At 73.1% G+C, this 18,554-nt stretch carries 15 protein-coding genes and 1 pseudogene; 5 read left to right on the top strand and 11 right to left on the bottom strand.

The features are described 5' to 3' along the window. Position 1: 1 nt before the first annotated feature. Positions 2–2,023, bottom strand: a complete 2,022-nt coding sequence (locus PV342_RS06895; RefSeq protein ID WP_400800232.1) for an FAD-dependent oxidoreductase — start codon at positions 2,021–2,023, stop codon at positions 2–4. Positions 2,024–2,117: 94 nt separating this feature from the next. Then, positions 2,118–2,702 carry a TIGR03086 family metal-binding protein gene (locus tag PV342_RS06890; RefSeq protein WP_400800237.1) on the bottom strand — a complete coding sequence of 195 codons (585 nt, stop codon included), beginning with the start codon at positions 2,700–2,702 and terminating at the stop codon, positions 2,118–2,120. Positions 2,703–2,777: 75 nt separating this feature from the next. Between PV342_RS06890 and PV342_RS06885 the strand changes: the two genes are divergently transcribed. Then, on the top strand, positions 2,778–3,587 hold the full coding sequence (locus PV342_RS06885; RefSeq protein WP_400800240.1) for a DUF6597 domain-containing transcriptional factor: 810 nt from the start codon (positions 2,778–2,780) through the stop codon (positions 3,585–3,587). A gap of 298 nt (positions 3,588–3,885) precedes the next feature. Then, complete coding sequence (locus PV342_RS06880) at positions 3,886–4,173, top strand: hypothetical protein (RefSeq protein WP_400800243.1); 288 nt, start codon at positions 3,886–3,888, stop codon at positions 4,171–4,173. A 16-nt stretch (positions 4,174–4,189) separates the two neighbouring features. Here the strand turns inward: PV342_RS06880 and meaB are convergent, their stop codons facing one another. The 4 genes from meaB to PV342_RS06860 form a co-directional block, all read right to left on the bottom strand. After that, positions 4,190–5,173 (bottom strand): methylmalonyl Co-A mutase-associated GTPase MeaB, encoded by a 984-nt coding sequence (meaB, locus tag PV342_RS06875; RefSeq protein WP_400800246.1) that lies wholly within the window; start codon positions 5,171–5,173, stop codon positions 4,190–4,192. A gap of 4 nt (positions 5,174–5,177) precedes the next feature. Beyond that, positions 5,178–7,379, bottom strand: coding sequence for a methylmalonyl-CoA mutase (gene scpA, locus PV342_RS06870; protein WP_400800248.1), 2,202 nt, complete (start codon positions 7,377–7,379; stop codon positions 5,178–5,180). Continuing rightward, positions 7,379–9,274, bottom strand: coding sequence for a methylmalonyl-CoA mutase small subunit (gene mutA / locus PV342_RS06865; protein WP_400800251.1), 1,896 nt, complete (start codon positions 9,272–9,274; stop codon positions 7,379–7,381). The genes scpA and mutA overlap by 1 nt, the downstream gene beginning before the upstream one ends. A gap of 143 nt (positions 9,275–9,417) precedes the next feature. Beyond that, positions 9,418–10,176 carry a potassium channel family protein gene (locus PV342_RS06860; protein WP_500316158.1) on the bottom strand — a complete coding sequence of 253 codons (759 nt, stop codon included), beginning with the start codon at positions 10,174–10,176 and terminating at the stop codon, positions 9,418–9,420. 199 nt (positions 10,177–10,375) lie between these two features. Here PV342_RS06860 and PV342_RS06855 point away from each other — a divergent pair, with 199 nt between their 5' ends. After that, positions 10,376–12,433, top strand: a complete 2,058-nt coding sequence (locus PV342_RS06855; protein WP_400800257.1) for a phosphocholine-specific phospholipase C — start codon at positions 10,376–10,378, stop codon at positions 12,431–12,433. 24 nt (positions 12,434–12,457) lie between these two features. Here the strand turns inward: PV342_RS06855 and PV342_RS06850 are convergent, their stop codons facing one another. Both PV342_RS06850 and PV342_RS06845 read right to left on the bottom strand, forming a co-directional pair. Beyond that, the gene (locus PV342_RS06850; protein WP_400800260.1) at positions 12,458–12,835 is read right to left on the bottom strand and encodes a nuclear transport factor 2 family protein; all 378 of its coding nucleotides are present in this window, start codon (positions 12,833–12,835) and stop codon (positions 12,458–12,460) included. Positions 12,836–12,837: 2 nt separating this feature from the next. Then, a pseudogene (locus tag PV342_RS06845) lies at positions 12,838–13,292 on the bottom strand (Lrp/AsnC family transcriptional regulator). 93 nt (positions 13,293–13,385) lie between these two features. Between PV342_RS06845 and PV342_RS06840 the strand changes: the two are divergent. Next, on the top strand, positions 13,386–14,231 hold the full coding sequence (locus PV342_RS06840) for an LLM class flavin-dependent oxidoreductase (protein WP_500316156.1): 846 nt from the start codon (positions 13,386–13,388) through the stop codon (positions 14,229–14,231). A gap of 2 nt (positions 14,232–14,233) precedes the next feature. After that, positions 14,234–14,668: a nucleoside deaminase gene (locus PV342_RS06835; RefSeq protein WP_326577880.1), complete on the top strand. Its 435-nt coding sequence runs from the start codon at positions 14,234–14,236 to the stop codon at positions 14,666–14,668. A 28-nt stretch (positions 14,669–14,696) separates the two neighbouring features. Here PV342_RS06835 and PV342_RS06830 read toward each other — a convergent pair whose 3' ends face one another. Genes PV342_RS06830 through PV342_RS06820 form a run of 3 tightly spaced genes read right to left on the bottom strand, consistent with a single transcriptional unit; the run spans position 14,697 to position 18,403 of the window. Beyond that, positions 14,697–15,743: an ABC transporter permease gene (locus tag PV342_RS06830; RefSeq protein ID WP_400800269.1), complete on the bottom strand. Its 1,047-nt coding sequence runs from the start codon at positions 15,741–15,743 to the stop codon at positions 14,697–14,699. Positions 15,744–15,745: 2 nt separating this feature from the next. After that, a complete protein-coding gene (locus PV342_RS06825) occupies positions 15,746–17,317 on the bottom strand; it encodes a sugar ABC transporter ATP-binding protein (protein WP_500316154.1) in 1,572 nt (523 codons plus the stop codon). Between the two features lie 33 nt (positions 17,318–17,350). After that, complete coding sequence (locus PV342_RS06820) at positions 17,351–18,403, bottom strand: sugar ABC transporter substrate-binding protein (protein WP_400800275.1); 1,053 nt, start codon at positions 18,401–18,403, stop codon at positions 17,351–17,353. Positions 18,404–18,554: the final 151 nt, after the last annotated feature.

Raw genomic sequence — 18,554 nt, 5'->3', positions numbered from 1 at the left:
CTCACAGCGCCGCGGCCAGCTCGGTGCCCTGGCGGACGGCCCGCTTGGCGTCCAGCTCCGCCGCGACGTCGGCCCCGCCGATGAGGTGCACGGAGTGCCCGGCCGCGCGCAGCGCCTCGTACAGGTCGCGGCGCGGCTCCTGACCCGCGCACAGGACGACGGTGTCGACGGGCACGGTCCGCCGCTCGCCGTCCACGGTGATGTGCAGGCCCTCGTCGTCGATGCGCTCGTAGACGGCGCCCGCGACCATGGTCACGCCGCGGTGTTTGAGCTCGGTGCGGTGGATCCAGCCGGTGGTCCTGCCCAGCCCCGCGCCCACCTTGGTGGTCTTGCGCTGGATCAGGTGCAGGGTGCGCGGCGGCTTCGGCCGCTCGGGCGCGCGCAGCCCGCCGGGCCCGCGGTACTCGGTGTCGACACCCCACTGGCGGAAGTACGTCTGCGGGTCCCGGCTCGCGCCCTCGCCGCCGTCGGTGAGGAACTCGGCGACGTCGAAGCCGATGCCGCCCGCGCCGACGACGGCGACGCGCTCGCCGACCGGGGCCCCGTCGCGCAGCACGTCGAGGTAGCTCAGCACGCTCGGGTGGTCGACACCGGGGATGTCAGGCGTGCGCGGGGTGACGCCGGTGGCCAGGACGATCTCGTCGAAGCCCTCGTCCGCCAGGGTCTCCGCCGTGACGTGCGTGCCCAGGCGCAGTTCCACCCCCTCCTCGGCGAGGCGGGTGCGGAAGTACCGCAGCGTCTCGTCGAACTCCTCCTTGCCCGGCACCTTGCGGGCGATGTTCAGCTGGCCGCCGATCCGGTCGGCGGCGTCGAAGAGGGTGACGGCGTGGCCGCGTTCGGCCGCGGAGACGGCGCAGGCGAGCCCGGCGGGACCGGCGCCGACGACGGCGACGCGCTTGCGCAGCCGGGTGGGGAGGAGGACGAGCTCGGTCTCGTGGCAGGCCCGGGGGTTGACCAGGCAGGAGGTGAGCCTGCCGCTGAAGGTGTGGTCCAGGCACGCCTGGTTGCAGCCGATGCAGGTGTTGATGGCGTCCGCGCGGTCCTCGCGGGCCTTGGCCACGAAGTCGGGGTCGGCGAGCATCGGGCGGGCCATCGACACCATGTCGGCGGCCCCTTCCGCGAGCAACCGCTCCGCCACCTCGGGGGTGTTGATCCGGTTGCTGGTGACCAGCGGCACCGAGACCGCGCCCATCAGCCGCTTCGTCACCCAGCTGTACGCGCCGCGCGGGACGGAGGTGGCGATGGTGGGGATGCGCGCCTCGTGCCAGCCGATGCCGGTGTTGATGATCGTCGCGCCGGCCGCCTCGATCTCCTTGGCGAGGGAGACGACCTCCTCCAGGGTGGAGCCGCCGGGCACCAGGTCGAGCATGGACAGCCGGTAGACGATGATGAAGTCCGGGCCGACCCGTTCGCGGGTGCGGCGGACGATCTCCAGCGGGAAGCGGGTCCGGTTCTCGTAGGAGCCGCCCCAGCGGTCGTCGCGGTGGTTGGTGGCGGAGGCGATGAACTCGTTGATCAGGTAGCCCTCGGAGCCCATGATCTCGACGCCGTCGTACCCCGCCCGTCGCGCGAGCGCGGCCGCCCGCACGAAGTCCTCGACGGTCTCCTCGACCTCCTCGCCGGTGAGGGCGTGCGGGACGTAGGGGCTGATCGGTGCCCGCAGCGCGCTCGGGGCGACCAGCTCGGGGTGGTACGCGTACCGGCCGAAGTGCAGGATCTGCATGGCGATGCGGCCGCCGGCGCGGTGCACGGCCTCGGTGACGACGGCGTGCTGCGCCGCCTCGGCCTCGGTGGTCATCCGGGCCCCGCCGGGGTAGGGGCGGCCCCGGTCGTTGGGGGCGATGCCGCCCGTGACGATGAGGCCGACGCCGCCGCGGGCCCGGGCGGCGTAGAACGCGGCCATCCGCTCGAAGCCGCCCTCGGCCTCCTCCAGTCCGATGTGCATCGAGCCCATGAGCACCCGGTTCGGCAGTGTGGTGAAGCCGAGGTCGAGCGGGTTCAGCAGGTGCGGGTACGGGCTCATCGCGGGGTCTCCTCGGGCGGCGGCGCGCGGTGTCGTCCCGACTTTTGTAGACCACCGGGCGCGATTGTGCAACCAGTTGCAAAAGTGTTTCCCGCTATGCCGCCGGGCGGCTCCAGCGCGGATCGCGGCCCGTCCCCGCCAGCAGCGCCTCGAAGGCGGAGGCCCCGGCGGGCACCGGCGCGGGCTCGCCGAAAACCCCCATCTTCCGGGCGGTCGGCCCCATCGCGGCCACCAGTTCCTCCAGCGCCCGCAGCCCCTCGTCGTGCGGCGTGAACGGCAGCCCGGTGGCACGGGCGAGGTCCCAGGGGTGCACCGTCAGGTCCAGCAACGCCATCGCGCCGACGGTGCGCGCGGGCAGGTTCATCGACCCGGCCACGCCCTCGTCGGCGCCCGGTACCGCCCAGGCGGCCACCAGCTGTCCCGTCTCCTCCTCGAAGCGCGCCCGCCAGCCGTCGCCGTACTCGGCGAGACGGTCCGGGGTGAGGGAGAAGTCGGCCTCCTCGCGCGCCGCGAGGGCCTGGAAGCCGACGACCACGTGGAAGAGGTGGTTGAGCAGGTTCCGCACGTCGTACTCGGCGCAGGGCGTCGGCGCGGCCAGGGCGTCGTCGGGCAGCGCGCGCACCAGGGGCAGGGCCCGGTCGCGGGCCGCGGCGAGCAGTTCACCGGTTCTCGTCGTCATGGGGCCGACGCTAGGGCGGGGCAGGGCCCGGCGGCTTGAAGAAACGCGACAGGGGCGCCCCGTAGGATCGCCGGTATGGCAGGTCCGGACAGCCCGCGCCGCGACACCCGGGGCATCGTCGACGCCCCGGAGCTCTTCGCCCGCGTCCGCTTCCGGCGCCGGGCGCCCGCTCCAGCGCTGCGCCCGTACCTGGAGCACTACTGGCTGATCGACTGGGACCTCGCCGAGCCCTACGCCTCGCACGTCGTGCCGCACCCCTCGGTCAACATCGTCTTCCAGCGCCACGGCACCGCCCCGGACTTCGGCGAGGTCTCGGGCATCGGGCTGGAGCTGTTCACGCAGAAGCTGGAGGCCACCGGGCGCGTCTGCGGCATCCAGTTCCGGCCCGGCGGCTTCCGGCCCTTCGCGCCCGCGGTGCCGGTGTCGCACTGGACGGGCCGGCGTGTCCAGCTCGACGACGCGCTGCCCGGCCACGAGGCCGTGCCGGGCGCGGTGCTCGGCCCTCGGGACGAGGACGCCCGCGTCGCCGCCCTCGACGCGTTCCTGCTGTCGCTCGCCCCCGCACCCGACCCGCAGGCGGCCCTTGCCGCGGCGCTGGCCGACCGCATCCGGCACGACCGCTCCATCCTGCGGGTGGAGGACTTCGCCCGCTCCGAGGGCATGTCCGCCCGCTCGCTGCAGCGGCTGTTCGCGGCGTACGTCGGCGTCAGCCCGAAGTGGGTCATCCTCCGCTACCGCATCCACGAGGCCCTGGAGCGCGCGGAGTCCGAGGCGGCCGTCGACTGGTCCGCCCTTGCCGCGGAACTCGGCTACAGCGACCAGGCCCATCTGGTCCGGGACTTCACCGCGACCGTCGGCGTGCCGCCCACCGCGTACGCGAGCTGACCCGCGCGCGGCACCGCGAACGGCCCGGCCCCACCCGGGCCTCGTCACCAGCCCGACGGCGCGGCGATCGCCGGGCCGGTGCACCATCAACGACCCCGTGCCGTTCGAGGACGGCGAGGAACGAGTACGCCGCAACGTGCGGCCGCCGCCCGCCCCCGGCTCCCCGGCGGTTACCAACTCCTGACCTCCGCACATGCGTCGGAGGCCACCATGACGGGGCATACCGACATCGAGTGCGCGCAAGCGGCCCGTCACCCACACGCGCACAGGTCGCGCGCGCGGCAGAGGAGGCCTGCCCATGACCGGTCCCATCACGCCCCGGCTCACCCCGATACCCGTCGACGGCACGACGCCGTGCGGCCGCATCGCCGCCGACGCGGCGCAGCCGTGCGCGGAACCCGCGCGGTGGCACATCCAATGGCTGCCCGGGCACGGCTCGTTCGCGTGCGCGGCACACATGGTGGAGGCACGGCGGCTGTTCGCCTACGTCGACCGCCACCAGGTCGGCCCGGACTGCAACATGCCCGGAGCGCTGTGGGCGGCGGGACGGTGCGCCGTGCCCCGGGGCCAGGCGCGGGCGGCCTGACCCGGGGCGGTCCGGCTCAGCCGGAGAAGGCCTCGAGAATGCGCGCGGCGGCCAGGGTGGGCGTCAGCGTGCCCTCACGGACCTGCCGTTCGATCTCCGGGGTCAGCCTGCGCACTTCGGGGTGGCCCCGCAGGCGGCCCAGCAGTTCCTCGCGGACCATGCTCCAGGCCCACTCCGTCTGCTGGTCGCGCCGCTTGGCGGCCAGCCGGCCCGTGGACTCCAGCAGCGTGCGGTGCTGCTCCAGCCGCTCCCACAGGGTGTCGAGGCCGGTGCCCTCGCGGGCGCTGCAGGTGAGCACGGGCGGGGTCCAGGCGGTGTCCACCGGGGTCATCATCCGCAGGGCGCCGGACAGTTCACGTGCGGCGGCGCGGGCGTCGCGCTCGTGCGGGCCGTCGGCCTTGTTGACGGTGATGACGTCGGCGAGCTCCAGGACGCCCTTCTTGATGCCCTGGAGCTGGTCACCGGTCCGGGCCAGCGTCAGCAGCAGGAAGGTGTCGACCATGCCCGCGACCGCGGTCTCGGACTGTCCGACACCCACGGTCTCCACGAGCACCACGTCGTAGCCCGCCGCCTCCACGACGACGACGGACTCCCGGGTCGCCTTGGCCACGCCGCCGAGCGTCCCGGCCGACGGCGAGGGCCGCACGAAAGCCGAGCGGTCCACCGCGAGCCGTTCCATCCGGGTCTTGTCGCCCAGGATGGAGCCGCCGGTCAGCGTGGACGACGGGTCGACGGCGAGCACCGCGACCCGGTGGCCGAGGCCGGTGAGCAGGGTGCCGAAGGCGTCGATGAAGGTCGACTTGCCCACCCCCGGCACCCCGCTGACGCCGATCCTGCGGGCCTTGCCCGCGTGCGGCAGCAGCTCGGTCAGGAGCCGCTGGGCGAGCTCCCGGTGATCGGGCCGCGACGACTCCACCAGGGTGATGGCGCGCGCGATCCACGCCCGGGAGCCGTCCAGCACGCCTTTGACGTACGCGTCGAGGTCGATGGGGGGAGGCATGGGCTCACAGTTCGTGGCCGAGCGCGGCGGCCAGCCGCGTGACCAGGTCGTACGCCGAGTCGGGGATGACGGTGCCGGGCGGGAAGACCGCGGCCGCGCCCATGCCGAGCAGTTCGGGGACGTCCTGCGGCGGGATGACGCCGCCGACCACGATCATGATGTCCTCGCGGCCCTCGGCCGCCAGTTCCTCGCGCAGCGCGGGCACCAGCGTGAGGTGGCCGGCGGCGAGCGAGGACACGCCGACGATGTGCACGTCGGCCTCCACCGCCTGCCGGGCGACCTCGGCGGGGGTCTGGAAGAGCGGCCCGACGTCCACCGTGAAGCCCAGGTCCGCGAAGGCGGTGGCGATCACCTTCTGGCCCCGGTCGTGGCCGTCCTGGCCCATCTTGGCGACGAGGATGCGCGGGCGGCGGCCCTCCGCCTCCTCGAAGCGGTCGACCAGCGCGCGGGTGCGGTCCACGGACGGCGACTCCCCTGCCTCGTTCCGGTACACACCGGAGATCGTACGGATCTGCCCGGCGTGCCGGCCGTACACCTTCTCCAGGGCGTCGGAGATCTCGCCCACGGTGGCCTTGGCGCGGGCCGCGTCCACCGCGAGCGCCAGCAGGTTGCCCTCCAGGCCCTGACCCGCGCCGCGCTCGGCGGCGGTGGTCAGCGCGGCGAGCGCGTCCTGGCAGACGGCCTCGTCGCGCTCCTCGCGCAGCCGGCGCAGCTTGGCGATCTGCTGCGCGCGCACGGAGGAGTTGTCGACCTTGAGGACCTCGATCTTCTCGTCGCTGTCCACCCGGTACTTGTTGACGCCGATGACGGGCTGCCGGCCGGAGTCGATGCGCGCCTGGGTGCGGGCCGCGGCCTCCTCGACGCGCATCTTGGGGATGCCCGCGTCGATCGCCTGCGCCATGCCGCCGGCCTTCTCGACTTCCTGGATGTGCTGCCAGGCGCGCCGCGCCAGGTCGTACGTCAGCTTCTCGACGTATGCGGAGCCGCCCCACGGGTCGATGGCCCGGGTGGTGCCGGACTCCTGCTGCAGCAGCAGCTGGGTGTTGCGGGCGATGCGCGCGGAGAAGTCGGTGGGCAGCGCCAGGGCCTCGTCGAGGGCGTTGGTGTGCAGCGACTGGGTGTGGCCCTGGGTGGCGGCCATCGCCTCCACGCAGGTGCGCGTGACGTTGTTGAACACGTCCTGCGCGGTGAGCGACCAGCCGGAGGTCTGGGAATGGGTGCGCAGGGAGAGCGACTTGTCGTTCCCCGGCTCGAACTGCCGGACCAGCCTGGCCCACAGCAGGCGGGCCGCGCGCAGCTTGGCGACCTCCATGAAGAAGTTCATCCCGATCGCCCAGAAGAAGGACAGCCGCGGCGCGAAGGCGTCGACGTCCAGGCCCGCGCCGAGCCCCGCGCGCAGGTACTCCACGCCGTCGGCGAGGGTGTAGGCCAGCTCCAGGTCGGCCGTGGCCCCGGCCTCCTGGATGTGGTACCCGGAGATGGAGATCGAGTTGTAGCGCGGCATCTTCTGCGAGGTGTACGCGAAGATGTCGGAGATGATCCGCATCGAGGGCTTGGGCGGGTAGATGTAGGTGTTGCGGACCATGAACTCCTTGAGGATGTCGTTCTGGATGGTCCCCGCGAGCTTCTCGGGCGGTACGCCCTGCTCCTCCGCCGCCACGATGTAGAGCGCGAGCACCGGCAGCACGGCGCCGTTCATCGTCATCGACACGGTCATCCGGTCCAGCGGGATGCCGTCGAAGAGCTGCCGCATGTCGTAGATGGAGTCGATGGCGACGCCCGCCATGCCCACGTCGCCGGTGACGCGCGGGTGGTCGCTGTCGTAGCCGCGGTGGGTCGGCAGGTCGAAGGCGACGGACAGGCCCTTCTGGCCGGCGGCGAGGTTGCGCCGGTAGAAGGCGTTGGACTCCTCGGCGGTGGAGAAGCCCGCGTACTGCCGGATCGTCCAGGGCTGGTTGACGTACATCGTCGGGTAGGGGCCGCGCAGGTACGGCGCCATGCCCGGGTAGGTGCCCAGGAAGTCCAGGCCCTCCAGGTCGCGGCCGGTGTAGAGCGGCTTGACGCCGATGCCCTCGGGCGTCTCCCACACCAGGTCCTCGGCGCCGCGGCCGGTGGTCTCCTTCACCGCGGCGCGCCACTGCTCCTCGGTGGCGCCCTCGCCGGCGCCCGGTCCGAGTTCGATCTCCGAGAAGTCGGGGATCCGCATCACGCCACTCCCATCCGGTCGAGAACGGAGGTCAGGACGGCGACCGCGTCGCCGCCCGCGAAGACGAAGCCGTCGACACCGGCCGCCGTGTAGGCGGCCTCGCGCTCGCCGGGGCGGCCGGCCAGGAACACCCGGCCCGCGCCCGCCTCCTTCAGGGCCGCGGCGACATCCGCGGCCTGCTCCGCGTAGAGCGCGTCGCTGGAGCACAGGCAGGCGATCTGCGCTCCGCTGCGGACGAAGGCCTCGGCCGCGCTCGTGGCGTCGACCGTCACCGGGTCGTGGACGGGCTCGACACCGCCGGCCTGGAAGAGGTTGGCGGCGAAGCCGACCCGGCCGGTGTGCGCGGCGGCGGGGCCGAGTGCCGCCAGGAAGACCTTCGGGCGGGACCCGGTCGCGGCCAGGTGGGCGTCGGAGCGGGCCCGCAGGCTCTCGTAGGCCTCGTCGCGGCGGACCTTCGGCAGGCCGCCGGAAGGGGCGGCCGGGGCCGGGTCGCGCTCGACGGGCGCCTCGGACAGCAGCGGGAACTCGCTGACGCCGGTGATCGGCTCACGGCGTTCGGCCAGTGCCCGCGTGCGCTTCGCCCAGGTCGCGGCCAAGCGGTCGGCGACCAGGCCCGAGGCGAGGGCGGCGGCCTGTCCGCCGGCGCGCTCCAGCTCCTGGAACCAGGCCCAGGCGGCCCCGGCGAGTTCGTCGGTGAGCCGCTCCACGTACCAGGAGCCGCCCGCGGGGTCGACGACCCGGGCCAGGTGGGACTCCTCCACGAGGATGGTGGAGGTGTTGCGGGCGATGCGGCGCGCGAAGGCGTCGGGCAGGCCCAGCGCGTGGTCGAAGGGCAGCACCGTGACGGAGTCCGCGCCGCCGACACCGGCGCCGAGCGTGGCGACGGTGGTGCGCAGCATGTTCACCCACGGGTCGCGGCGGGTCATCATCACCGGTGACGTGACGACGTGCTGGCGCTGCCCCGCAGCGGCCGAGGTCGCGCCGCACACCTCGGCGACGCGGGCCCACAGCCGGCGCGCGGCGCGCAGCTTGGCGATCGTCAGGAACTGGTCGGCGGTGGCGGCGTAGCGGAACTCCAGCTGTGCGCAGGCCGCGTCGACCGGCAGCCCGGCCTCGGTGAGCGCCCGCAGGTAGGCCACGCCGGTGGCGAGGGACGCGCCGAGTTCCTCGGCTGCCGAGCCGCCCGCCTCGTGGTACGGCAGGGCGTCCACGGTCAGCGCGCGCAGCCCCGGATACCCCTCGTGGGCCCGGCGGGCGAGTCCCACGGCGGCGGCGGTGCGCTCGGCGAGGGCGTCCACCCCACCGGTACGGGCGGCGTGGCCGAGGGGGTCGGCGCCGAGATTGCCGCGCGCGGCCCGGCGGGGCACGCCGCGCTCTTCGTACAGCGCGAGCAGCGCCTGCCCGGCCGCCTCGAAGTCCGCGCCGGCGTCGAGCACGACCGGGGCGAGGTCGAGGTAGACGCCGTCCAGGACCGTGCCGAGCGCGGACACCGGGAGCCCGGCGTCGCCCAGCACGAGCCAGAGGGACGTGACGCCGTTCTCGAGATCGGCGAGCACGGCCTCGTTCGTGCGGGCCGCGTCGGGCCGCGCGTGGCGCTGGCGTACGTCCCAGCCGCCGAGGACGGCGCCCGCCGGGGCACCGCCCCGGGTGTAGGGCGCGAAGCCGGGGAGTCCGACGCCGTCGCCGAAGGCGTCGGGCGCGTCGGGCGCGGTGTACAGCGGGCGCGTGGTGAGCCCGTCTTCGAGGCTGGTGGACAGCGCGTCCTCCGCCGCCTGACCCGAGACGTCCTTGCCCGCCTTGCGCAGGACGCCCTCTACGAGGCGCCGCCACTGCTCGTGGGTCGCATCCGGGAATTCGGCGGCCAGAGAAAGCCCGTCATCAGGCAGGACCGTCATGCTCAGAGGTTAGTGCCCGTTAGCAGGTGAGCAGCAGGGGGCACACCTGTGACCTTGCCCATTCCGGTGCGCCCTTGATCCGTTCGGACGCGATGCCCTATCGGCCGGCGGGGCGGGGGCGCCGTCCGACGGCGCCGCCGGCGCTATTCGGCGGCCCGTCCGGACGCCCCGGCGCGGGCGCCGGTCGTGGCCCGCGTGAGGTCGGCGACCTGTCGGCGCAGCTCACGGACCTCCAGCAGCAGCTCCTCGGTGACCTCCTGGACACGCCGGTTCTCCTCCTCGTCCTCCTGGAAGCGCGCCAGGAACCACGCGGCGATGTTGGCGGTGACCACACCGAGCAGGGCGATGCCCGAGAGCATCAGTCCGACCGCGATGAGCCGGCCGACGCCCGTGGTGGGGGCGTGGTCCCCGTAGCCCACGGTCGTCATCGTGGTGAAGGACCACCACAAGGCGTCGCCGATGGTGCGGATGTTGCCGTGCGGGGAGGCGCGCTCGGCCTCGAGGACGGCGACCGACCCGAACGCCAGCAGGCCGAGCACCGCACCGACGACATAGGTCGTCAGGCGCACCTGAGCCGCCAGCCGTACCCGCTGGCCGACCAGGAAGAGCGCCGACACCAGCCGCAGCAGGCGCAGCGGCTGGAGGAGCGGGAGGAGGACCACCGCCAGGCTGAGCGGCTGCCGCCTGACGAATTCCCAGCGCCGCTCGCTCAGGGCCAGGCGGACCGCGTAGTCGGCGGCGAACAGGGCCCAGACCGTGCGCTCCGTCCAGTGCGCGGTGGTGATGAGCGCGGGGTCGGCCGCCGGCACCAGGATCGGCAGGGCGTACGCGGCACCGAACACCGCGGCCAGGGTGAGCAGCGACGCCCTGGTCCGCTGCTCCCAGCGTTCGAGACGGTTCATGGGCTCAGTGTGCACGCTCCCCCGGCATCCCACGGCGGCACCTCAGGCCCCGCTCACGGCACGGCCGACCGTGGGACCGGTTGGGCCAGGCTTCCCGAACGGTTCGTGTACTGGCCCCCACTTGTTCGGACAAGTTGAGGAAGCTGACGGCTTCGCACATCCGACCGCCCATCGCATCCCCTTGGGAGACAGTCCCTTCATGAACGCCCTTGACCGCAGAAGGTTCATGCAGCTGGCGGGCGGCACCGCCGCCCTGACCGCGCTGTCCACCAGCATCGCCCGCGCGGCCGGAATACCCGCGCACCGGAGCACCGGCTCCATCAAGGACGTCGAGCACATCGTGGTGCTGATGCAGGAGAACCGCTCCTTCGACCACTACCTCGGCACCCTGCGCGGCGTCAGGGGCTTCGGGGACCCGCACCCCGTCACGCTGCCGAGCGGCAAACCCGTCTGGCACCAGTCGGACGGGACGAAGGAGGTGCTGCCCTTCCGCCCGGACGCCGACGACCTCGGCCTCGCCTTCCTGGAGGACCTGCCGCACGGGTGGAAGGACACCCAGGCGGCCTTCAACAAGGGCCGGTACGACCGGTGGATCCCGGCCAAGTCCGCCACGACGATGGCGCACCTGACCCGCGAGGACATCCCGTTCCACCACGCGCTCGCCGACGCGTTCACGGTCTGCGACGCCTACCACTGCTCCTTCATGGGCTCCACCGACCCGAACCGCTACTACATGTGGACGGGCCACACCGGCAACGACGGCAAGGGCGGTGGCCCCGTCCTCGGCAACGACGAGAAGGGCTACTCCTGGACGACCTATCCCGAGCGGCTGGAGAAGGCCGGGGTCTCCTGGAAGATCTACCAGGACGTCGGCGACGGCCTGGACGCCGCCGGCGGCTGGGGCTGGATCGACGACGCCTACCGCGGCAACTACGGTGACAACTCGCTGCTCTACTTCGACCAGTACCGCAACGCCAAGCCCGGCGACCCGCTGTACGACAAGGCCCGCACCGGCACCGACGCCCGCAGGGGCGAGGGCTTCTTCGACATCCTGCGCGCCGACGTCAAGGCCGGGAAGCTGCCGGAGGTCTCCTGGGTCGTCGCCCCCGAGGCCTTCACCGAGCACCCGAACTGGCCCGCCAACTACGGCGCCTGGTACATCTCGCAGGTCCTCGACGCGCTCACCTCCGACCCCGAGGTCTGGAGCAGGACCGCCCTGTTCATCACCTACGACGAGAACGACGGGTTCTTCGACCACGTCGTGCCGCCGTTCCCGGCCGCCTCGTCCTCGCAGGGTGCCTCCACCGTCGACGTCGGCCTCGACGTCTACCCCGGCGACAGCGGGCGCCCGGCGGGTCCGTACGGCCTGGGCCAGCGCGTCCCGATGTTCGTCGTCTCACCCTGGAGCAGGGGCGGATACGTCTGCTCGCAGACCTTCGACCACACCTCCATCATCCGGTTCATGGAGCGCCGGTTCGGCGTGACCGAGCCCAACATCTCCCCCTGGCGCCGCGCCGTCTGCGGCGATCTGACGACGGCCTTCGACTTCCGGCACAAGGACGGCCGGCCCCCGCGGCTGCCCGGCACCGACGGCTACCTCCCGCCGGACCGCGACCGTCACCCCGACTACTCGCCGGTGCCTCCCGCCCAGGGCTCGCTGCCCCGTCAGGAGCACGGTCTGCGCCCGGCGCGGCCCGTCCCGTACGACCTCGCCGCGGACGGCGGGATCAGCGCCGCGGGCTCGCTGCGGATCGAGTTCGCGTCCCACGGCGAGGCCGGAGCCGCCTTCCTGGTCACCTCCACGACGGACGCCTCCGGTCCGTGGACGTACACCGTCGGGGCGGGGCACTCGCTCACCGGCGCCTGGGACGTCCCCGCGGGCGCCCACGGCGACTACGACGTGACCGTGCACGGCCCCAACGGCTTCCTGCGCCGGTTCGCCGGCCGGGCCGCGGCGGCGGGTGCCGAGGTCAGCGCCCGGCACGACGGCAGGAGCGGCGCCGTGCGCCTGGTCCTGACCAACCACGGCCACGAGACGGTCACGCTCACCGTCCGGGACGGCTACGGCGAGCACAAGGCGGCCTCCCACCGGCTGCGTCCGGGCGCCCACGTGGTCCATGTCGCCGGGACCGAGCGCACTCACGGCTGGTACGACCTGACCGTCACCGCCGGCCACGACGGCGGCTTCGAGCGCCGTCTCGCCGGTCACGTCGAGACGGGCCGGGACAGCACCAGCGACCCGGCGATCGGCGGCTGACGCACCGCGCCCGGAGCGCGCCCGCTACATCGGCTCGACGTAGCGGGCGCGCCACTCCGGACGGGGGTCGGAGCCGGGGCTCGTCCAGTACTCGCGGCCGGCGACGATCCGCCCGTCGCGGACGGTCCAGAACGACGCGGCGTGGAACAGGCCGAGGTCCACGTGCGGCACCTCGACCTCGGAGACTGCCTGATCGTCCTCACCCACGATCTTGAGCACGCGGACCGACCAGCCCTGCGGGTACTCGCTGTTGACGGCGAGGAAGTTCGCCCTGCCGACGATGCGCTCGCCGCTCACGGGCCACTCCACCACGGCGTCCTCGGCGATCAGTTCACCGGCACCGGCCCAGTCGCGCGCCTGGATCCGCTGCCACAGCTCTTCGACGACCTTCGCAGACTCCACGCTCACAGCATGCCGGACGGAGCGCCGCCCGGTCCCCGGTACGGCAGGGTCTGCTGGCAGACCACGCTGGTCGTGACGCTCCCGAACCGCGCCAACTCGTCCATGACCTCCTCCAGGTGGACCATGAACGCGGCGGCGACCTTCAGCACGTAGCACTCCTCCCCCGTGGTGCCCAGGCACTCCAGGATCTCCGGGCGCTCGCCGAGCAGCCGGTGCAGGGGCTCGTGGCGGCTGCCGGGTAGAGGCGGACGACCGCGAGCACCGGGCAACCGGCCTTGCCGAGATCGACCTCGGCGCGGTAGCCCGTGATGACGCCCCGGGTCCCCAGCCGGCGCACCCGCTCGGTGGTCGCGGAGGCGCCGAGGCCGACCCGTCGGGCCAGCTCGGTGAAGGGGATCCGGCCGCGCTGCAGTTCGTGGCGGATCGCCCAGACGGTCACGTCGGGATACTCGGCCATGCGGCGAAGATACCGGCGGATCCACGGAGGGACGGCGATCACACCGGGAGGAATGCCTTCCGGCCGGGGCGGCCGGCTGGATAGCCTGACGGGGTGCGAATCGGTGTGAACGTCCCGAATTTCGGGCCCGGAACCGACCCCGGCGTGCTGCGCGACTGGGCGTGGACGGTGGAGGGGCTGGGCTTCGACCTGCTGATGGTCTCCGACCACGTCGTGGTGACCCCGGATGTGGCGGAGCAGTACCCGGCGCCCTTCTACGAACCCTTCACCACCCTGTCGTGGCTCGCCGGCGTCACCGACCGGATCCGGCTGGGCACGACGGTGCTGATCCTGCCGTACCGGCACCCGCTGCTGACGGCCCGGATGGCCGCGAACCTCAACATGCTCAGCGGCGGCCGGCTGGTGCTCGGCGTGGGAGTGGGCTGGGCGCGGCAGGAGTTCGCGGCGCTCGGGGTCCCGTTCGAGCGGCGCGGCGCGCTGACGGACGAGCACCTCACGGCCCTGCGCGAGGCCTGGAAGGACGAGGCGGACTACGCCGGCGGCCCGGTGCCGCTCTGGATCGGCGGCAACAGCGCGGCGGGACGCCGGCGGGCGGTGCGCGTCGGCGACGCGTGGCACCCGCTGCGGTTCACCCTGCCCTGGCTGCGCGAGGCCGTCGGCGAGCTCGCCTCCCAGGCACGCGAGCAGGGGCGGCCCGTACCCGCCCTCGCGCCGCGCATCGCGCTGCGGATCACGGCGGAACCGGTCACCGGACCGGACCGGCTCGCGGGTGTGGGCACCTTCGAGCAGATCACCGCCGACCTCGCGGACCTGCGGGCGCTCGGTGCGGACACCGTCGTCCTGGACCCCTTCGACGGCGACCCCCGCGAGACGCTGCGCCCGCAGACGGCGTGGCAGGCCCTCGCGGCGGTCGCCGCCCACCGCTCACGAACGGAGTGACGATGACCGACGAGATGACGACCCGCCTGCTGCGCCGGGCGGTCGAACTGGCCGCCGAGGCCCGCGCGTCCGGCAATCCGCCGTTCGGCTCGCTGCTGGCCGGGCCGGACGGGTCCGTGCTCGCCGAGGACCGCAACAGCAGCCTCAGCGACGGCGACATCACCGCCCACCCCGAGCTGAAGCTGGCGCGGTGGGCGGCCCGGGAGCTCGATCCGGCCACCGCGGCCGCCACCACCATGTACACCAGCTGCCAGCCCTGCGGGATGTGCGCGGGCGCCATCGAGCGCTCGGGGCTGGGGCGCGTGGTCTACGCGCTCTCCACCGACCAGCTCACCGGGCTCAAGTCGCCGGCGGCCAAGGCCGGTTTCCCGCACGTGCCGCAGGAGGGCCCGGCCCTGTACGACGAGGCCCGCGTCCCGGTCGAGGGCTACTACTGATCCCGCCGCCGGCCCCGACCCGGCCCCCTCACTCCTGCTTCTCGCCCGAGGCGAAGCGGGAGATGATCAGGGCGACGATGATGATGGCCCCGTTGAGGAACTGGTTCCACAGCGGGGGCACGCCCGCCAGGGTCATCACGTTGACGACGAGCTGCAGGGTCAGGACGCCGGTGAGCGCCCCGAAGAGCGTGCCGCGGCCACCGTTGAGACTGACCCCGCCGATCACGGTCGCGGCGAAGACCTGGAAGATCCAGCCGCTGCCCTGGTCCGCGGAGATCGAGCCGTAGTGCCCGCTGTAGAGCACGCCCGCGAAGGCGGCGAGGACGCCGCCGACGATGAGCACCACCCAGGTGATCCGGTCCACCCGGATGCCGGCGGTGCGCGCGGCCTCGGGGTTGCCGCCGATCGCGTACAGCGCCCGGCCGTGCCGCAGCCAGGCGAGTGCGCAGCCGCCGACCGCGAAGAGCAGGGCGCAGACCCAGATCGCGGCGGGCATCCCGGCCCAGGAGGCATGCCCGAGGTAGGTGAACGAGGCGGGCAGCTCGACGATGGAACGCCCCTCGGAGATGGCGATCTGCAGCCCGCGCAGCATGGTGAGCGCGCCGAGGGTGACGATGAAGCCGTTCAGCCGCAGCTTGAGGATGAAGAAGCCGTTGACGGCGCCGATGACCGCGCCCACCAGCAGGCACACGGGTATCGCCGTCCAGACCGGCAGCAGTTCCAGTCCGGTGAAGCGGCCGCCCGCGGCGGGCAGCACGAGCCAGACGGCGATGACGGGCGCGACGCCGATGGTGGACTCCAGCGACAGGTCCATCCGTCCCGCGATGAGGATCAGCGCCTGGGCCAGCACGAGCAGGCTGAGTTCGGTGGACTGCTGGGCGACGCCGATGAGGTTGTCGGAGGTGAGGAAGGCCGGCGAGACGATGAAGCCGATGACGCCCAGCACCAGGATCGCGGGGACGAGGGACAGTTCGCGGAAACGGGCGAGCCCGCCCGGTACGCGGCGCGGCGTCCCGGCCGCGGCCGCCTCGGCGGCGGGCACCGGCGGCTCGGTGACGTCAGTGGTGGTGGACATGGCTACCCTTCCTGTTCCTCTCCCTGCTCGGTGTCCCGCTCCTGCGCGGGACGGGCGGCCACGCCCTCCATGGCGGCGACCAGGTCCTCGTCGCGCCAGCCCCGGCCGAACTCCGCGACCACCCGGCCGTGGAACATGGCCACGATCCGGTCGCACGCCCTGAGGTCGTCCAGTTCGTCGGAGACGACCAGCGCCGCCCGCCCGTCGTCGGCGACCTTGCGGATCCTGCCCAGCAGGAACTCCTTGGAGCGCACGTCGACCCCGTTGGTGGGGCGCACGGCGACCAGTACGTGCGGGTCGGTGGCCAGGGCGCGGGCGACCACGACTTTCTGCTGGTTGCCGCCGGAGAGCGCGGAGACGGGGGTCCCCGCGCCCGGCGTCCTGATGTCCAGGTCCTTGATCATGCGCTCGGCGAACTCTCGGGTCCGCGAGGGCAGTACGGTGCCGTACGGCCCGAGCTGGTCGGTGACGGTGAGGGTGGCGTTCTCGGCCACACTGCGGGAGCCGACCAGGCCCTGGTGGTGGCGGTCCTCGGGCACCAGGCCCACCCCCGCGGCCAGGGCGGCGGGGACGCCGGAGGCGCGGACCTCGCGCCCGCCGACGGTGATCCGCCCGGCGTCGGCGCGGTGCAGTCCGGCGAGGGTCTCCGCCAGCCGGACGTTGCCGCTGGCGGTGGCGCCGGCCAGGCCGACGACCTCCCCCGCGCGCACTTCCAGGGAGACGTCCGCGTAGGCGTCGCGCAGGGTCAGGCCGGTCACGTCCAGCAGCGCCGGGCCCGCGGCGGCCGGGGTGCGGACGGACGCCGGGGCGCCCGCCGCGGGCGCGGCGGCGCTCTCCCCGGTCATCGCCTCGACCAGGGCGTCGTGGTCCAGGTCGGCCACCGGTGCGGTGACGATGTGGCGGGCGTCGCGGTAGACCGTGACGGTGGTGCAGAGGTCGTAGACCTCCTGCAGGTGGTGCGAGATGAAGAGGAAGGCCACGCCCTGCCGTTGCAGGTCGCGGAGCTTGTCGAAGAGCCGGGCGATGCCGCGGGCGTCGAGCCGGGCGGTGGGCTCGTCGAGGATGATGAAGCGCGCGCCGAAGGAGAGGGCGCGCGCGATCTCGACGAACTGCCGCTGTTCCACGGTGAGGTCGCGGGCGCGCGCGGCGGGGTCGATGTCGACCCCGTACTCGCCCAGCAGTTCCGACGCGCGGCGGCGCAGCGCCGTCCACCGGATGGGGCGCAGCGGGCCGGGGCTCTGCCGGTTGAGGAAGAGGTTCTCGGCGACGGAGAGTTCGCCGATGACGGTGGAGCGCTGGTAGACGCAGGCGACCCGGGAGCGCCAGGCGTCGGTGTCGCCGAAGGAGGGCGCCGGCTCGCCCGAGAAGCGCAGGGTGCCGGTGTCGGGCTGCTGGAGGCCGGTGAGGATGCCGACGAGGGTGGACTTGCCCGCGCCGTTGCGGCCCACGAGGGCGTGCGACTCGCCCGGGGCGACCGAGATGCCCGCGTCGCGCAGCGCCACGGTGGCGCCGAAGCGCTTGCCGATCCCGGTCGCCTCGGCCACGGCCGGCGGCGCGGTGGCGGGGTCCGCCATGGTGATCTTCCGTTCTTCGGTGCGGACGGGCGGTCAGCCGATGTTGTTGCCCCACAGGGCCTTGTCGTCGACGTTCTCCTTGGTCACCAGCGGCGCGGGGAGCTGGTCCTCCAGGCCGTTGGGGATGCTGATGATCGTCGAGTCGTGGTCGGTGGGACCCGCCTTGAAGGTCTTCCCCTCGGCGGCGGCCTCGGCGTAGTACAGCGCGTACTTCGCGTAGAGGTCGGCGGGCTGGGAGACGGTGGCGTCGATCTCGCCCTTGCGGATGGCGTCCAGCTCCTGCGGGATGCCGTCGTTGGAGACGATGCTGATGTGGCCCTTCTGCCCGGCGGGCTTGAGCAGGCCCTTCTGCTTGAGCAGGGCGAGCGTCGGCTGCAGGAAGACACCGCCGGCCTGCATGTAGATGCCGTTCAGGTCGGGGTGCTGCGCGAGCAGGCTCTGCAGCTTGGCGGAGGCGACGTCGCCCTTCCAGTCGGTGGGCAGCTCGAAGACCGTGATGCCGGGGAACTTCTCCTTCATGCACGCCGCGAACGCCTCGGAGCGGTCGCGGCCGTTGATGGAGTCCAGGGCGCCCTGGAACTCGGCGACCTTGCCCTTGCCGCCCAGTTGCTCGCCGAGGAACTCGCAGGCCTTGGTGCCGTAGGCCTTGTTGTCGGCGCGGACGACCATGTAGACGTCGCCCTTGTCGGGGCGCGTGTCCACGCTGACCACGGGGATCTTCTTGCCGGCGAGGGTGTCCAGGGTGGAGGCGATGGCGCCGGTGTCCTGCGGCGCCATGACGACGGCCTTGGCCCCGGTGTTCTGGAAGACCTGGACGTTGGCGACGAGCTTGGTGACGTCGTTCTGGGAGTTGCTCCGCGGCAGCGCGTTCAGGCCCTCGTCCTTGATGCCCTTCTCGAGGTACTGGGCGTAGGAGTTCCAGAAGTCGGAGTCGGAGCGCGGCAGGTCGATGCCGATGGCGGGCTTGCCGCCGCCGGAGCCGGCGGCGGTGCCGGTGCTGCCGCGGTTGCAGGCGGTGGCGAGGGCGGCCGTGACGAGAACGGCCGCGGCCATCGCGGCGGTGGAGCGCGTGCGGGCGGGCTTCATGCCGTGTTCTCCCTGTCCGGGTAAGCCGGGCGATTCATCCGAGGTATCCCGGACGAGAGGAAGGTAAGTCCGTCTCGCGAGCCTGACAACCCCTTATACGGACACGATCGAATGGAGTTCGACAGGCGAGACATCCGAGGAATGGATTGCC

It is taken from the genome of Streptomyces sp. PA03-3a (genome assembly GCF_033792735.1).
Taxonomy (GTDB): Bacteria; Actinomycetota; Actinomycetes; order Streptomycetales; family Streptomycetaceae; genus Actinacidiphila.
The sequence above is the reverse complement of the archived record's forward strand: the minus strand, read 5'-3'. Positions and strand labels throughout refer to the sequence as shown.

Bases quoted from the DNA above. Each gene is read 5' to 3' on its own strand.
- PV342_RS06830 (WP_400800269.1), bottom strand. From the start codon at position 15,743: ATGTCCACCACCACTGACGTCACCGAGCCGCCGGTGCCCGCCGCCGAG.
- PV342_RS06885 (WP_400800240.1), top strand. From the start codon at position 2,778: ATGGCAGGTCCGGACAGCCCGCGCCGCGACACCCGGGGCATCGTCGAC.
- PV342_RS06835 (WP_326577880.1), top strand. From the start codon at position 14,234: ATGACCGACGAGATGACGACCCGCCTGCTGCGCCGGGCGGTCGAACTG.
- PV342_RS06825 (WP_500316154.1), bottom strand. From the start codon at position 17,317: ATGGCGGACCCCGCCACCGCGCCGCCGGCCGTGGCCGAGGCGACCGGG.
- PV342_RS06855 (WP_400800257.1), top strand. From the start codon at position 10,376: ATGAACGCCCTTGACCGCAGAAGGTTCATGCAGCTGGCGGGCGGCACC.
- PV342_RS06890 (WP_400800237.1), bottom strand. From the start codon at position 2,702: ATGACGACGAGAACCGGTGAACTGCTCGCCGCGGCCCGCGACCGGGCC.
- mutA (WP_400800251.1), bottom strand. From the start codon at position 9,274: ATGACGGTCCTGCCTGATGACGGGCTTTCTCTGGCCGCCGAATTCCCG.
- PV342_RS06880 (WP_400800243.1), top strand. From the start codon at position 3,886: ATGACCGGTCCCATCACGCCCCGGCTCACCCCGATACCCGTCGACGGC.
- scpA (WP_400800248.1), bottom strand. From the start codon at position 7,379: ATGCGGATCCCCGACTTCTCGGAGATCGAACTCGGACCGGGCGCCGGC.
- PV342_RS06895 (WP_400800232.1), bottom strand. From the start codon at position 2,023: ATGAGCCCGTACCCGCACCTGCTGAACCCGCTCGACCTCGGCTTCACC.
- meaB (WP_400800246.1), bottom strand. From the start codon at position 5,173: ATGCCTCCCCCCATCGACCTCGACGCGTACGTCAAAGGCGTGCTGGAC.
- PV342_RS06860 (WP_500316158.1), bottom strand. From the start codon at position 10,176: ATGAACCGTCTCGAACGCTGGGAGCAGCGGACCAGGGCGTCGCTGCTC.
- PV342_RS06820 (WP_400800275.1), bottom strand. From the start codon at position 18,403: ATGAAGCCCGCCCGCACGCGCTCCACCGCCGCGATGGCCGCGGCCGTT.